The 15071-nt window shown below is 61.1% G+C and carries 14 protein-coding genes; 8 read left to right on the plus strand and 6 right to left on the minus strand.

The features are described from left to right. Positions 1 to 77: 77 nt before the first annotated feature. Entirely contained in the window at positions 78 to 1541 is a 1464-nt protein-coding gene (gene betB / locus G6K99_RS04265) for a betaine-aldehyde dehydrogenase (RefSeq protein WP_062453537.1), read from the minus strand. A 23-nt stretch (positions 1542 to 1564) separates the two neighbouring features. Beyond that, positions 1565 to 3082, minus strand: coding sequence for a choline-sulfatase (betC, locus tag G6K99_RS04270; RefSeq protein ID WP_174195807.1), 1518 nt, complete (start codon positions 3080 to 3082; stop codon positions 1565 to 1567). 359 nt (positions 3083 to 3441) lie between these two features. On the opposite strand from betC, the gene G6K99_RS04275 reads away from it, so the two are divergent. The 3 genes from G6K99_RS04275 (at position 3442) to G6K99_RS04285 (ending at position 7083) form a co-directional block, all read left to right on the plus strand. Beyond that, entirely contained in the window at positions 3442 to 5250 is a 1809-nt protein-coding gene (locus tag G6K99_RS04275) for a GGDEF domain-containing protein (protein WP_174195808.1), read from the plus strand. A 100-nt stretch (positions 5251 to 5350) separates the two neighbouring features. Next, positions 5351 to 6352: an NAD(P)H-quinone oxidoreductase gene (locus G6K99_RS04280; RefSeq protein ID WP_174195809.1), complete on the plus strand. Its 1002-nt coding sequence runs from the start codon at positions 5351 to 5353 to the stop codon at positions 6350 to 6352. A 584-nt stretch (positions 6353 to 6936) separates the two neighbouring features. Then, positions 6937 to 7083: a DUF1127 domain-containing protein gene (locus tag G6K99_RS04285; protein ID WP_082471856.1), complete on the plus strand. Its 147-nt coding sequence runs from the start codon at positions 6937 to 6939 to the stop codon at positions 7081 to 7083. Between the two features lie 104 nt (positions 7084 to 7187). Here the strand turns inward: G6K99_RS04285 and G6K99_RS04290 are convergent, their stop codons facing one another. Continuing rightward, positions 7188 to 7925 (minus strand): DUF3750 domain-containing protein, encoded by a 738-nt coding sequence (locus tag G6K99_RS04290; protein ID WP_062453533.1) that lies wholly within the window; start codon positions 7923 to 7925, stop codon positions 7188 to 7190. Positions 7926 to 8026: 101 nt separating this feature from the next. Here G6K99_RS04290 and G6K99_RS04295 point away from each other — a divergent pair, with 101 nt between their 5' ends. Together G6K99_RS04295 and G6K99_RS04300 are read left to right on the plus strand one after the other, a co-directional pair. Beyond that, positions 8027 to 9034 carry an asparaginase gene (locus tag G6K99_RS04295; protein ID WP_174195810.1) on the plus strand — a complete coding sequence of 336 codons (1008 nt, stop codon included), beginning with the start codon at positions 8027 to 8029 and terminating at the stop codon, positions 9032 to 9034. Between the two features lie 23 nt (positions 9035 to 9057). Further along, positions 9058 to 9693: a glutathione S-transferase family protein gene (locus tag G6K99_RS04300; RefSeq protein ID WP_174195811.1), complete on the plus strand. Its 636-nt coding sequence runs from the start codon at positions 9058 to 9060 to the stop codon at positions 9691 to 9693. Positions 9694 to 9979: 286 nt separating this feature from the next. Here G6K99_RS04300 and G6K99_RS04305 read toward each other — a convergent pair whose 3' ends face one another. Then, on the minus strand, positions 9980 to 10627 hold the full coding sequence (locus G6K99_RS04305) for a glutathione S-transferase family protein (RefSeq protein WP_174195812.1): 648 nt from the start codon (positions 10625 to 10627) through the stop codon (positions 9980 to 9982). A gap of 146 nt (positions 10628 to 10773) precedes the next feature. Here G6K99_RS04305 and G6K99_RS04310 point away from each other — a divergent pair, with 146 nt between their 5' ends. Together G6K99_RS04310 and G6K99_RS04315 are read left to right on the plus strand one after the other, a co-directional pair. After that, positions 10774 to 11061: a type II toxin-antitoxin system ParD family antitoxin gene (locus G6K99_RS04310; protein WP_174195813.1), complete on the plus strand. Its 288-nt coding sequence runs from the start codon at positions 10774 to 10776 to the stop codon at positions 11059 to 11061. Beyond that, positions 11058 to 11381 carry a type II toxin-antitoxin system RelE/ParE family toxin gene (locus tag G6K99_RS04315; protein WP_174195814.1) on the plus strand — a complete coding sequence of 108 codons (324 nt, stop codon included), beginning with the start codon at positions 11058 to 11060 and terminating at the stop codon, positions 11379 to 11381. Before G6K99_RS04310 ends, G6K99_RS04315 begins: the two co-directional genes overlap by 4 nt. On the opposite strand, the gene G6K99_RS04320 is transcribed toward G6K99_RS04315, so the two are convergent. Then, on the minus strand, positions 11378 to 12757 hold the full coding sequence (locus tag G6K99_RS04320; RefSeq protein WP_174195815.1) for a TIGR03808 family TAT-translocated repetitive protein: 1380 nt from the start codon (positions 12755 to 12757) through the stop codon (positions 11378 to 11380). The two genes, G6K99_RS04315 and G6K99_RS04320, sit on opposite strands and share 4 nt — an antisense overlap. 82 nt (positions 12758 to 12839) lie before the next feature. Further along, the gene (locus G6K99_RS04325) at positions 12840 to 13370 is read right to left on the minus strand and encodes a MarR family winged helix-turn-helix transcriptional regulator (protein WP_113167485.1); all 531 of its coding nucleotides are present in this window, start codon (positions 13368 to 13370) and stop codon (positions 12840 to 12842) included. 122 nt (positions 13371 to 13492) lie between these two features. Here G6K99_RS04325 and G6K99_RS04330 point away from each other — a divergent pair, with 122 nt between their 5' ends. Continuing rightward, positions 13493 to 15031 (plus strand): MDR family MFS transporter, encoded by a 1539-nt coding sequence (locus tag G6K99_RS04330; RefSeq protein ID WP_174195816.1) that lies wholly within the window; start codon positions 13493 to 13495, stop codon positions 15029 to 15031. Positions 15032 to 15071 lie beyond the last annotated feature (40 nt).

The raw sequence follows: 15071 nt of genomic DNA on the forward strand, positions 1-15071 counted from the left end.
AATTGGGTGGGGTAGAAAAAAGGTCACCCCCACCCGCAGCTTTGCTGCGACCTCCCCCCTCAAGGGGGAGATGAAGTTCAATACGGCGCCTCGACCTTGCCCATTCCCACATAGACCGTCTTCAGCTCCGAATAATGCTCCAGCGCCGCAAGCGAGTTTTCGCGGCCGAAGCCCGATTGTTTTGATCCGCCGAAGGGGATTTCTACCGGGCAGAGATTGTAGGTGTTGATCCAAAGCGTGCCCGCTTCGAGAAGATCGGCGACGCGATGGCCGCGTGTCAGATCGGCGGTAAAGACCCCGGCGGAGAGGCCGAATTCGGTCGCGTTGGCGCGCGCGATCACCTCTTCCTCGTTATCGAAGTCGAGCACGCACATGACGGGTCCGAAGATCTCTTCACGGGCGATGGTCATGTCGTCGGTGACGTCGGCAAACACCGTCGGCTGGATGTAATAGCCTTCGCCCGAGACATTGTTGGGAATGCCGCCGCCGGTGACGACCGTCGCGCCTTCCGAGATGCCTTTTTCGATATAGGACATCACCTTCTGGCGTTGATCGAAGGAGACCATCGGCCCCACCTGGGTTGCCTCGTCCATCGGGTCGCCGATCACCATCTTTTCGGTGCGGGCCTTCAGCCGCGACAGGAATTCGTCCCGGATCGCCTTCTGCACGAACACGCGGGTGCCGTTGGAGCAGACCTGTCCGGTCGAATAGAAATTGCCGAGCATCGCCCCACCGATGGCGGAATCGATATCGGCATCCTCGAACACGATCAGCGGCGACTTGCCGCCCAGTTCCATCGTCACATGCTTGAGGTTGCCGGCAGCGCTCGCCGCCACCTTGCGGCCAGTCGGCACCGAGCCGGTCAGCGACACCTTGGCCACATCAGGGTGTTCGACCAGAAGCGGTCCGGTCGTCCGGTCGCCCTGGATAACGTTGAAGAGGCCCTTCGGCAGGCCGGCCTCGATCAGGATCTCGGCGATCTTGAGCGCGCCGAGCGGCGTGTTTTCGGACGGCTTGAACACCATCGCATTGCCGGCGGCGAGCGCCGGTGCGCCCTTCCAGCAGGCGATCTGCTGCGGATAGTTCCAGGCGCCGATGCCGACGCAGACGCCGAGCGGCACTCGCTTCGTATAGGCAAAATCGCCGCCGAGCGGAATATACTGGCCGTTCATGCCGGCAGCGATCACGCCGCCGAAGAATTCGAAACTGTCGGCGCCCGATGTCGGGTCGGCGACGATCGTCTCCTGGATCGGCTTGCCGGTATCGAGCGTCTCCAGCTCGGAAAGCTCTCGGTTGCGGGTCCGCATGATCTCGGCTGCCCGCTTCAGGATCCGGCCGCGAGCAGTCGGGCTCATTGCCGCCCATTCCGGCTGGGCGCGCTTGGCCGCCGCAATCGCCTTTTCAACGATCGCGGGCGTTGCCGCATGCAGCCTTGCGATCACTTCGCCCGTCGCCGGGTAAAGGCTTTCGATGACGCTGCCGTCGGTATCCTCGACATATTCGCCGTCGATGAAATGGCTGGCGACTGGTTGTGCTTTCATGGGTCTTCTCCGTTCCTTGGCGCCTATTCCCCGCGAGGATAGCGCTTGGACTCTTCCAGATTGTCGAGGTTCATATGGTTGCGCATGTAGCGCTCCGAGGCTTTCTGCAAGGGTTGGTGGTCCCAGGGGTAATAGGCACCGTTGCGCAGCGCTTCATAGACCACCCAGCGCCGCGCCTGGCTTTCGCGCACGGCCGCGTCGAATTTCGCCATGTCCCATTTGGCTGCCCGCTTGGCGCGAAACCCGTCCATCACAGTAACATGGGTCGGGTCCTGCGCCAGGTTGGTCAACTCGTGGGGGTCAGCGTCGAGATCGTAGAGCTGTTCGGGATCAAGCTCGCAATGCACGTATTTCCACTTGCCCTCGCGAATGCCCACCAGCGGCGCATGCGAGGCTTCTGCGGCATATTCCATCAGTACCGGCGCGGTGCGCGTGCCGCCGTCGATAACAGGCTTCAGGCTTTCGCCGTCGGTCCAGGGCATGATCTCGTCCATCGAAATACCGGCAAGATCGCAAAGCGTCGGCGTGATGTCGAGATTGGAAACCGGCGCGGCATGCAGCGACGGCGTGATCTGAGGACCGGCGATCATCAGCGGAACCCTGGATGACCCCTCGAAGAAGTTCATCTTGAACCACAATCCGCGCTCGCCCAGCATGTCGCCATGGTCGGAGCAGAACAGGATGAATGTGTTATCCAGCATCCGTGTCCGCGTCAGCGTGTCGACCAGCTCGCCGACTTTCTCGTCGATATAGGAAATGTTGGCAAAATAGCCCTGACGCGCCCGCCGCACATGCTCGTCGGTGATCTCGAAAGCCGGATAGTCGCAGGACTTCAGAATGCGGGCCGAATGCGGATCCTGCTCGGAGAGCATGCCGATCTCGGGCATCAGGTGCTCGCAGTCGTTACACAGATCCCAGAACTTCCGGCGTGCCACATAAGGGTCGTGCGGATGCGTGAACGATACCGTCAAAGCCCAGGGCCGGCGGTCCGCATCGTCGTTGTCGCGGCTGAGATGGTAGAGCTTCTGGTTGGCGAGGAAGGCCACCTCGTCGTCATATTCCATCTGGTTGGAAATCTCGGCAACGCCGGCGCCGGTGACGGAACCCATGTTGTGATACCACCAGTCGATCCGCTCACCCGGTTTGCGGTAATCCGGCGTCCAGCCGAAATCGGCCGGGTAGATGTCGGTGGTCAGCCGTTCCTCGAACCCGTGCATCTGGTCCGGCCCGACGAAATGCATCTTTCCAGAAAGCGCTGTGTAATAGCCAGCGCGGCGCAGGTGATGCGCATAGGTCGGGATAGACGAAACGTATTCGGCGGCATTGTCATAAACCCCGGTTCTGCTCGGCAGCTGCCCCGCCATGAACGAGGCGCGGGCCGGCGCGCAAAGCGGCGACGAGGTGTAGTTGTTCTGGAAGCGGGCAGAGCGTGCAGCCAGCGCCTTCAGATGCGGCACATGCAGCCAGTCCGCCGGCCCATCCGGAAACAGCGTGCCATTCATCTGGTCGACCATGATGATGAGAATGTTCGGACGGGACATGACCGGGCTGCTTTTCTTGAAGATGAGGAAGACCGCCAGAATGAGTTATTTTCGATTGGCCGCGCAATCAAGCAGGGATTGCGAACAGCGCTGTCTCAAAAGCGCACGGCCGGGGACTGTGGGGGAAATCCCTGTGGAAGCTTAAGCTTGGCTCGTGGCGTTGACGCGGGACCGCACCTGCCCAAGCCAGACGATGTAATATTTACAACTCATTGTATTAGAAACATAAATTAATGTCATGGAAGTTTCATCGAACTGTCATTTGCGGGAAAGGTATTTTTGACCAATGGAGGCAAAGGTGGCGCCCGTGAATAAGGCGCCGGGCGGATCTCGCCCACGCAGTAAATGGGGTGAATTGCATGTCGTCTGCGGCCGTTCTGGAACCGGGCGTTTTCCGTCGCTATGCCAGCGATCAGCTTTTGCCGCTGGCAAAGCTTGTCATTGAGAACGCCTTCCAGCCGATCGTGGAGGTCGCCACCGGGTCCGTGTTCGGCTATGAATCGCTGCTGCGCGGCCATGACCGTCTTGGCTTTGCCTCGCCGCTCGAACTGATCGACCAGGCCCATGACGGCGGCCAGCTTCTGGCGCTCGAACAGATGGTCGCCCACCGGGCACTTGCCAAATTCGCCGGCCTTCCGGATTTCTCCAGCCAGACGCTGTTTCTCAATCTCGATGTCCGGATGATCCGCGACGGCCAGCTTTTCCTTGAAAAGATCGTCCAGCACCTGCGCCAGGCAGGCGTCGCACCGTCCTCGGTCTGCTTCGAGCTGTCCGAGCGGTTCGACAACACCTCGGTGCCGGAATTTGCCGAGTTGATGAGCGAGATGCGCAAGGCAGGCTTCAAGCTGGCGATTGACGATTTCGGCGTCGGCCATGGCGAGATGAAGCTGCTCTGCGACTACCCGGTCGACTACCTGAAGATCGACCGGCACTTCATTTCGGATATCGATGTCAATCCGCGCAAACGGCATCTCGTCAAGAACATCGTCAACATTGCCCATGTGCTCGGCATCCGCGTGATTGCCGAAGGCATCGAGACCGAGGCCGAATTTCTGGCCTGCCGTGAATACGGCGTCGATCTGGTACAGGGCTATTTCATCGCAAGACCCACCAGCTTCGTCACGGAGTTGCAGCCGGCCTATCCGCATCTGGCCGCAATCGGTCTGTCGCGCCGATCCAGCCAGTCGCTCGACGAAATCCTCATCCGCAAGCAGATCGAAAAGCTGCCGACGGTGTTCGAGAACGAGAGCATCGACAGTGTCTTTGAACTGTTTCGCCGCAATCCGCGCCAGGCATTCTTTCCGGTGCTGAACGCCAATGGCGAACCGCGCGGCGTCATCAACGAATATCACCTCAAGGAATTCATCTATCAGCCCTTCGGCCGCGATCTCCTAAAGAACAAGGTCTACGAGCGCACCATCGCCCATTTCGTCGAGCGCGCCCCGATCATCGGGCTGGATGCCGAAGCGGAAGAGCTGATGAGCCTGTTTGCCAACATGGAAAACAGCGCCTGCGTAATCCTTACCGAAAACATGCGGTATGCCGGCGTCGTCTCGGCCGCATCGCTGATCAAGGTGGTCAACGAAAAGCAGCTGAAGATCGCCCAGGACCAGAACCCGCTGACGGGGCTTCCCGGCAACCGGGCCATCCGCGACTTCATGTACCAGGCCGGCCGCGATGACGACGAGCAGCGCTTCTTCTGCTATTGCGACTTCGACCATTTCAAGCCGTTCAACGATCATTACGGCTTCCAGATGGGCGACCACGCAATCTCGCTGTTTGCGGCGCTGATGAAGCGCTACTTCTTCTCCGACGAACATTTTCTGGGCCATGTCGGCGGCGACGATTTCTTTATCGGCATTCGCGACTGGTCCCGCGACGAGTTGGAGGAAATCCTCGAGCGCCTTCTATCGGATTTCCACGATGACGCCGTCGCGCTCTATTCGGAAGAGGAGAGGGCGGCAGGCCGGATCCGTGGCCATGACCGCACCGGCGTGGAGCGCGATTTCCCGTTGCTGCGCTGCTCGATCGGCGTTGTCCATCTGCCGCAGGGCCTGATCCTCGACGATATCGCCCGGATCGGAACGGAGATCGCAACGGTCAAGGTTGCCGCCAAGGAGAGCGACCGTGGCCTTGTTTTCGCAAGCTACGGTGACGCGGCAAAGTAGCGCCACACCGGCTCAACCGGATGCATGCATCCAACCTCCGCCTTTCCAAGCAGGGGGCACTGTCCTAAGTCAGTCGTCAGATACTGACAGGAGTAGACCCATGTCCATGCCGTCCCAGATGCGTTTCGTCGACCTGCCGTCCTTCGGCGCGCCCGATGTAATGACCCATGCCACCGGCCCGTGCCCGTCGGCCCGATCAGGCGAAATCCTGATCAAGGTGGAAGCCGCCGGCGTCAACCGGCCCGATGTCGCCCAGCGCCAGGGAAACTACCCGGCGCCGAAGGATGCAAGCCCGATCCTTGGCCTCGAAGTCGCCGGAGAAGTGGTGGCGCTTGGCGAGGGCGTGACCGAATTTGCAATCGGCGACAAGGTCTGCGGCCTTTCGAACGGCGGCGGCTATGCGGAATATTGCGTTGTGCCCGCAGGCCAGGCGCTGCCATGGCCGAAGGGCTATGATGCGGTGAAGGCCGCAGCCGTGCCGGAAACCTTCTTCACCGTCTGGGCCAACCTGTTCCAGATGGCGGGCCTGACCGAAGGCGAGAGCGTGCTGATCCATGGCGGCTCGAGCGGCATCGGCACGACCGCGATCCAGCTCGCCAAGGCATTCGGCGCGACGGCCTATGCGACCGCCGGCTCGAAGGACAAATGCGACGCCTGCGAAAAGCTCGGTGCGACCAAGGCGATCAATTACAAGACCGAGGACTTTGCCGAGGTGATCAAGGCCGAGACCGACGGCAAGGGCGTCGATGTGGTGCTCGACATGATCGGCGCTTCCTATTTCGAAAAGAACCTGTCGGTCCTTGCCAAGGACGGCTGCCTGTCGATCATCGCCTTCCTCGGCGGCAACATGGCGGAAAAGGTCAATCTCTCACCGATCATGGTCAAGCGCCTGACGGTGACAGGATCGACCATGCGGCCCCGCACCGCCGACGAAAAGCGGGCGATCCGCGACGAACTGCTGAGCGAGGTCTGGCCGCTTCTCGAAGCCGGCAAGGTCTCACCCGTCATCCATTCCGTGGTGCCGTTTGACGACGTGGTCGAGGCGCACCGGCTGATGGAAACCAGCAGCCATATCGGCAAGATCGTGATGCAGCTGGGGTGATGAAACCTGGGGGCAGGGGTGGCCTTGGGCATCGCCCGGAAGGCACCCCGCCACCGGCTGCGCGAATAGTGGTCGAACCGCCGCCGATCCGCAACTCAATAATATCTTCGATTGTTTACATAACTTGCCTTGCAAGCGCCGCAGATCGCACCTACCTTCTGATCATCATCAACGTAATGAAAGGAAGGTGGTCCAATGTCTAATGAGATTTCGGTCTGTGTAGCGGGCAATGGAAAGTTGTTGGTCTTGACGGGGCAGCCCTCGGCCTGAATGACATCTTCCTTCGGACTGCATGATTGCAGCCCGGGTTCGTTCAACCGGACCAAACTCATGGAAGGGCCGCTCAAGCGGCCCTTTTCCATGTCTGCCAGTTGCAAATATCGATGGTCTTCCATCCTGCCTGGCAATGATGACCAATTCCCTGACATCGACCCTTGGAAAGACATGCATGGCGCGCATGGGTGGCCTGACGCTTCAGTGCTTCTGCTTCATCCTTGGGCAGCGTATAAAGAGGTCATCGAAGCAAGAGAAAGCGCCAGCATCTGGCAGCTGAAGCTTCGAAAGCCTCAGGAAAGGGGATCATCATGAACGTAGCACGCACCATCAACAACTGGCGCAAGTATCGTCAGACGGTCACCGAACTGGACCGTATGACCTCGCGCGAACTCCACGACCTCGGTATCGACCGTAGCGATATCCGTCGCGTCGCACGCACTGCCGTCGGCTTCTGATCGGTTTCTGATCGTATAATCCGAATGTTTGCAAACGCTCGCAAGTCTGCGGGCGTTTTGCGTTTCATGCATGGCTCCCATGCATCGCGGCACTGCTCTCCCGGCTAGATGCCGATCCGTCCGAGCGCCGGCACCTTGATGCCCGGCCGGGCGAGATCGAGGCCCGCGACGAGACCGAGGAAATGGACCTCGATGCCGCTCCGCACCCCCACCGAAAAGCCTAACAGTCCACGCAGCGTCACATGCAGGTCGCGGCTGTCCTCGTCCAGATGCACGAATTCCCCATCCGGCAGATAGTCGCGGCCCACCGCATGCGGCGGAAGCACCGCGCCGATCTCAGGCACGGTGCGCAGCACATAGGCCACGAACGTATTGGAATTCGGCCCCGGCCAGATCGTGTAGCCGCCGGGCTCGGCGTAAGGGTAGGCGGCAATCGCGCCTTCGATCTTGGGGATCAGCAGCTCCGCCTTCGATCCGGTGATCGATGTCACCAGCTGCGGCGGGTTCGAATACCAGAAGGCATCCGGATCGCGGTGGTTGCGGCGGATCGGGTTGCCCCAGCCCACCTTGTCATAGCGGGTATAGGTGGCCGCACCCTTTGCCTTGGTCACGATCCAGGCATGGCTTGCGACCGAACCTTTCAGCCCGCCCGTCATCGCCGAAAAAATGTAGATCGCCGCATCGTTGCTTTCGTTCGCCTTGGGCAGGATACCGGCCGATGACCAGCGCGCGGCGCTCCAGCCGGACGGGTGTTCGCGCATCGCCCAAAGGCCGGCGGAAGCGAAGGTGGGAAGAAGGTAGACGACGAAGATAAGGAGCAGCAGTCGCTTTACCGATTTCATAAACATTCCCGTGCAACAAATCGCCGAAACGGCTATCAACGCCGCCGAAATGGCGTTTAAGCCGAATGAGCAATAGAAGCCGGCAAATTCAGGACTGACCGATGCAAAATCCCGTGACCGTTGAAGTGACCCGCGGCTCTCTCGTCGAAAGCCGCCATCGCGGCCTCGGCGTCGTCGTGGATGGCGAAGGCAAGACGCTGTTTTCCTTCGGTGATGCGGAAGCCGGCGTGTTTCCGCGGTCCTCCTGCAAGGCCATGCAGGCGCTGCCGCTTATCGAAAGCGGTGCAGCCGATGCCTACGGCTTCGGCAATAAGGAACTGGCGTTTTCCTGCGCCTCCCATTCCGGCGAGGACGCGCATGTGGCCATGGCGGCCTCAATGCTGGCCAAGGCCGGCAAGAGTGTCGAAGACATGGAATGCGGCGCCCACTGGGCATCCGAACAGGCCTCGCTCATCCATCAGGCCCGCACCATCGAATATCCGACGGCGCTGCATAACAACTGCTCCGGCAAGCATTCCGGCTTCGTCTGCACCTGCGTCCATTCCGGCACCCAGCTGAAGGGCTATGTCGACTACGATCATCCGCTGCAGAAGGAAATCCGCGACGTGATGGGCAGCCTCACCGGCGCGGTTCTCGCTGAAGACAATTGCGGCATCGACGGCTGCTCGATCCCGACCTATGCCGTTCCGCTCAAGGGTCTCGCCCACGGCTTTGCGAAAATGCTGACCGGCACCGGCCTTTCCAACGAACGGGCGAAGGCCTCGCGCCGGCTGATGGATGCCTGCATGGCCGAGCCGTTCTACGTCGCCGGCACCGGCCGCGCCTGCACGAAGCTGATGGAACTGGCGCCGGGCAAGATCTTTGCCAAGACCGGTGCCGAAGGCGTCTTCGTCGCGGCACTTCCCGATCAGGGCATTGCCATGGCGGTCAAATGCGAGGACGGTACGACCCGCGCCGCCGAAGCGATGATCTTCGCGCTCATCGCCCGCTATTTCGAAAAGGGCGGCGAAACGCAAGAAAAGCTGATGGCCATGGCCAACCGCACGATGAAGAACTGGAACGGCCTCACCGTCGGCGAAGTCCGGGTCACCGACGCGCTGTTTGCCTGATACCGACGAAGGGATACGGATCGATGCTGACGCTCTATATCACGCCCGGCACCTGCTCACGCGCCAGCCATATCGCGCTGGCCGAGTCGGGCCTCGATTATCAGGTCTCGCTGATCCGCTTTGCCGAGGGCGAGCAGCGATCACCAGCCTATCTGAAGGTCAACCCCAAGGGCCGGGTGCCGGCATTGGTAACGGACAAGGGCGTGCTGACCGAAACCGTCGCACTGCTCCCCTACATTGCCCAGCTCGTGCCGGAAAAGAACCTTGCGCCGCTCGACGATCCCTTCCTGTTTGCAAAAATGCAGGCCTTCAACGCCTATCTCTCCTCCACCGTCCACATAAACCACGCCCATGGCCGCCGCGGCGCGCGCTGGGCCGATAATGCCGCCTCGCATGCGGACATGATCGCCAAGGTGCCGCAGACCATGCGCGACAGCTTCGCTCTGATCGAGGATGGTCTTGTCGAAGGCCAATTCGTCCTCGGCGAGACGTTTTCCGTCGCCGACGCCTATCTCTTCGTCATGACCGGCTGGCTGGAAAGTGACCATGTCGACATGGCCGAATTCCCGAATGTCGCCGCCCACTACCGGCGCATCGAAATGCGGCCGGCGGTGCAAAGGGTGCTGGCGGAAGAAGCGGCAGCGAAACCCGCCGCCTGATCGTCAGGCCGCAGACTGCTGGCAAACTCTGAAGAAGCTCATTTGGCGAGAGCGATACCCCAGTCTCCGTCATCCTCGCCCTTGTGGCGAGGATCCAGCGACCCGACGTCTGTCGGGTCAAAGACTCCTTCAGCTCAAGGACTTGAGCTGACTGGATCCCCGCCACAAGGGCGAGGATTAGGGGAGTTTGGAGCAGCCGGCTCAATGTCCCAAGCGACCCCAGAGCGTTGTTCGGCAATACCTCTGTCAGCACTCTGAAGCAGCAGCGAAACCCGCCAATTGATCGTCAGGCCGGCTCGGCGTTGCGCTTTGCCCACATCGCCTGATAGGCGGGCCGGGCGACGCAGCCGTCATACCAGGCTTTCAGCGCCGGGCGGCCGTCGAACAGGGCGGCATGGCTGCGCGCGTAACGCACGATCTCCGTCACGTTGATATCGGCCACCGTAAACCGCTTGCCCACCATGAAACCGTCTTCGGAAAGGTGCTTTTCAAGCACATCGAACGGCCGCGAAAGCGTGCGTGCGGCAGCCTCGATCGCCGCCTTGCCTTCGTCGGTGGACGCACTGGACGACTGGATCGTCAGGGCCGCGGTTTCGACGCTGGTTGCCGCAAACAGCGACCACTGCACCATCTGCGCCTCTTCCTCGATCGTCTTCGGAGCAATCTCGCCGCCATGCTTGCGGGCAAGGTAAAGCGTGATGGCAAGCGATTCGTGCAGCACGAACCCGTCATCATCCATCGACGGGATCGAACCCATCGGGTTGACGCTCAAAAACTCCGGCGACCGCGTGTTGATAGGCGCGCCATCAACCGAAGCATCGTCCAGCCGATAGGCCTGGATGACCGGAATATGCTCGAACGGCAATCCCAGTTCCTCGATCAGCCAAAGCGGCCGCGTCGCGCGCGAACGATAGACGCCATAGATTTTCAGCATGCGTATCTCCCATTGTGTGTCGGGCGCGACGCTAGTGCGGTTCGGCCCCGAACGGAAGATGCCGCCCCCTCAATTCGACCGGTTGGACGTCCGCTTTCGTTTTCGGTATAGTCTTCAGCATTCTGATCTTTCCAAGGGCCAACCCCATGCGCGCCACCCGTTCGCTCAGCATCACCCTGCCGGTCGAGATCGCCGAAATGGTCGAAGCCAAGGTCGCCTCCGGCGAATACGCCTCGGAAAGCGACGTGATCGCCGAGGGCCTGCGCCCGATGGCAGCACATGACGCCGCGATCGAGAAGTGGCTGAGGGATGAGGTCGTTCCGACGCTTCGGGAAATGGATGCGCACCCGGAACGGGGATTAACCGGCGACGAGGTGGATCGGTATCTGGACGAGCTGGCGGCAAAACTTACCGAGCAGATGACGAAGGAATGAAGTACAGGGTCGTCTTCGATCCTGCGGCGAGAGATGATCTTGCCGATATCCTGACATATCTGGCACCTCGCATGGGTGTAGACCCCGCATTGGCCTATGTTCGCCGCATCGAAGACTACTGCCTTGATTTTTCGACATTTCCCCACCGCGGCATGCGGCGCGATGACGTTTACTCCGGGCTGCGGCTCGTCGGTTATCGGTACAAGGCAACGATCGCCTTCCGCGTCAGGGACGACGTCGTGCAGATTGCCCGCGTCTTCCACAACGGCCGCAACATCGATTTCGGCCCCAGCCCCGAAGCTGCCGACCCCGAAACCTAACCCACCCGGTTCCCCATAACCGTCAGATGCGGAAACGCCGCCGCCGCATCACCCGTCCCGCCCAGCTCTTCCGTCGCCGCCTCCGTCCACCGAAAGCCAATCACGCCGCCATCCTTCACGTCCTGAAACACGTTGCCGCTGATGACAGTCGAACCGGCGCCTTCGGCAACGCTGACGGCACAGCCCACCTTGGCGCCGCGCACGATATTGTTGCTCGCGACGACGTTGCGGAGATAGGGGCCGAAGCCGAGGGCCAGGCCCCAGAGGGCGGCATTTTCCACCACGTTTCCTGTGATCGCCGTGTCGGCTTCGGCGCTGATGCCGACGCCGAAGATGGCGCCGTCGAGTTTGTAGGGGCCGGTTGCCGAAAGGTTGCGGACGATATTGCCTGAAATGGTCGAAAGCCTGCCGCCTTCGTTGAAGTTGACGACGGAAATGCCGTTTGCCGCGCCATCCACCGTATTGCCCGAGATGACAGCGCCCTCGAACGAGAATTCCGCATAGATCGCCGTCTCGCCGGAGCGAAAGCACTGGTTGCCGGAAATCTGCGCGTTGGAGGAGCTGTTGGCGCGGATCGCCGAAAAGGCAGAGTCGGTGATGTGGTTGCCGCTCACCATCACGTTGGCCGCGCGAAACAGGTTGATCGCATTGCCATATTGCCCGGTGCCGCCATTTCTGGCGCCGATCCGGAAGATGCGGTTACCCGTGACGATGCTGCCATCGACGCCTTTCTCCCAGCGATGGATGAGAATGCCTCCATTGCCGCAATCAAATACGCTGTTGCCGGTCACTGAAAGACCGGTGCTTTCGACCGCATAGACCGCGTAATCCGCAGCGCCCGATATTTTCGAGCGCTCGATGCGTCCGCCGCACCGCTCCAGCTGGATCGCGGATTTGCGCGCGCCGAGAATTTCGCAGTTGTCGATGGAAACGTCGGGAATGCCGGAGAAATGGATAAGGGCAGGCGTCTGATCATCCAGCCAGCGATTGCCGCCATCGATCACCAGATTGGAAAGCTCTATCCGCCGTGCCGCGGTTGCACGGATAAACGATCCGTCGCCGGAATAGACGAGCCTGGAAGCACCTGAAACGCCGACGAGCCTTGTGTTATCGGGAAGATCGAGCCCGGAAACCCGGTAGTCGCCGGGCGGCAGATAGACCGGCTTGTTCTGCCGCGCCGCCTGTTCGATCAGCGCCAGCAGCTTGCGGGTCGAAACATCACCGCCGTCAGGCGACACGCCGTGGTCGCGCGCGTCGATCGAACCGCGCAGATCAACGGTCGAAACGCTGGCGGGTGCTGCAAGCGCTGACAGCGGCAATGCGGCAACCGCAGCGCCCGTCATGCCCCAGCCAAGCATTTTGCGTCTCGAAATCATCCAGCCGTCTCCATCATCCCCTTGCAACACGCATTTATCGTGCCAGCGGAAGTGTGTGGTTTCGGGACGGATGCCGAAACGGTCAGGTCGGAGAGGGACGGCCCGCGCCGCCGGGATAGACCGCTTCGAAGCCGGAGATGAACTTCTCGAACAGATGCGAAAACGCCGAAAGCTCTTCCTCCGGCCAGTCGCCCAGCACATTCACCAGCAGCGAACGCTTGACCGCCTGTAGCTCGGTCAGCAGCGCATCGCCGAGTTCGGTCCTGACCAGCAGCGAGCGCCGCCCGTCCTCCTGCGAAGCATCACGCCTGAGAACACCGCGCGACACGAGATCGGTCACCAGACGGCTGCCGCGCGACGGGTCGATCCGCATCGTCTCGGCAATCGCGCCCACTGTGATTTCGCCCTCGATCCTGCCCATCACGTCAAGCACGTCGAGATGCGCCGTTTCCAGCCCCGGAACCGTGTTGGCGATCGCGGTGCGCGCAATCATCCGCCGCCCCATCAGATGCCGCATCCGGGTCAGGTTGTCGCTGACACGCGAAAGACCCTCCGCAAATGCGGCGGTTTCGGTCGAAGGCTGTGGGTCTGATGCAGAAATCGTGGTCGTCATCGCTGCAACTTATCAGCAGGTGCCGGGTTGTTTCAACGAAATTGTTGCTTGGTGCATCTGCCTGCCGTTGACAATTATATGCTGAAGTCACATAAATTCGCCGACCTCTCAGGAAGTATGCCATGGATATGTCACGCCCGGCCCAGACCCCGCTTGTTGCCGACAAACGACAGCGTCTTCTTGTTTTCTGGTTCCTGATGGCGGCGCTGTTCATGGCGGCGCTCGACAATCACATCGTTTCCACGGCGCTTCCCACCATCGTCGGCGAGTTCGGCCAGATGGAAAGTTTCGGCTGGGTATCCTCGGCCTTTCTTCTGGCCATGAGCGCGGTCATGCCGATCTACGGCAAGCTTGGGGATCTGTTCGGCCGCAAATATGTGATGCTGTTTGCCATCGTCCTCTTCACGCTCGGCTCGGTCCTGTGCGGCTTTGCCTGGTCGATGAATTCGCTGATCGCGGCCCGAGTCTTCCAGGGTCTCGGCGGCGGCGGCATCATGGTGTCGATCTTCTCGATCAATGCCGATCTGTTCGAACCGCGCGAGCGGGCGAAATACCAGAGCTATTCCAGCCTGATGATCATGGCCGCCGGCAGCATCGGCCCGGTTCTCGGCGGCACGCTCAGCGATCTGTTCGGCTGGCGCTCGATCTTCCTGATCAACCTGCCGCTCGGCGTCATCGTCGTGACCGGCCTTGCCCTGCTGCTTCCCTATCGCCGCCCGCAGCGAAAGCCGAAGATCGATTATGCCGGCGCCGTCGTGCTGGCGCTGACGATCGCGAGCCTCGTCACCTTCGCCGACAGCCACCAGCTGTTCGGCTCGCTGATGGCAATCGAATCGCTGGTCCTTCTCGGCTTCGGCATGGCCTGCGCCGGCCTTTGGGTGTTCGTCGAAAGCCGGGTGCCGGAACCGATCGTGCCGCTCAAACTGTTCAGGGACAGCACCTTCTCGCTGTTTCTCATCATCACGCTTTGCTCGGGTGCGGTCGGCATCGGCATGGTCAACTATTACGCGCTTTTCCTGCAGACGACGACGGGCCTGTCGCCGTCGCAGGCCGGCCTGTTCTTCATCGGCCTCACCGGCGGCATCGTCGTCGGCTCCATGTCGGCGGGAAGGTTGATTTCCATCACCGGCCGCTACAAGCCGTTCGCCGTCTTAGGCCTGGTCATGAGCATCGGCGCTCTCCTGCTTTTGTCGCAGGTGACGTCGGCTACGCCGCTCTGGCTCGTCGCCATCCTTCTCATGTTGCAGGGACTTGCCGTCGGCTTCGGCCAGCAGGCCCCGATCATCGGCGTCCAGAATTCCGCACCGCGGGAAGATATGGGAGCCGCCACCGGTGCCGTGACGCTGATGCGCATGGGCGGCGCCTCGATCGCCATTTCGCTCTACGGCGCCATCATCGGCTCGTCGGTCAAGGGCAGCGGCGTGGTCATTCCAGGCGTTGCCGATATCGGCGCACTGACCCCGAAAGTGCTCGACCAGCTGCCGCAAGCCTCGCGTGAGGCAGTGGCCTCCGTCTACTTCTCCGCCTTCACGCCGCTCTTCTTCGCCGCCGCCGTGATCGCCGCCATCGGCCTTGTCGCCGCCCTTTTCCTCAAGCCCAAACGCCTGCCGACTGCGCAAGTCCAGGCCGCCGCACAACAAAACAAGCTGCCCGCCCCGTAAGGCTCTTCCAAGCGGGCTTTCCCCGCCTATCTCTCGTCCT

The sequence above is a fragment of the Neorhizobium sp. AL 9.2.2 genome, from assembly GCF_013317225.1.
Lineage (GTDB): Bacteria > Pseudomonadota > Alphaproteobacteria > Rhizobiales > Rhizobiaceae > Neorhizobium > Neorhizobium soli.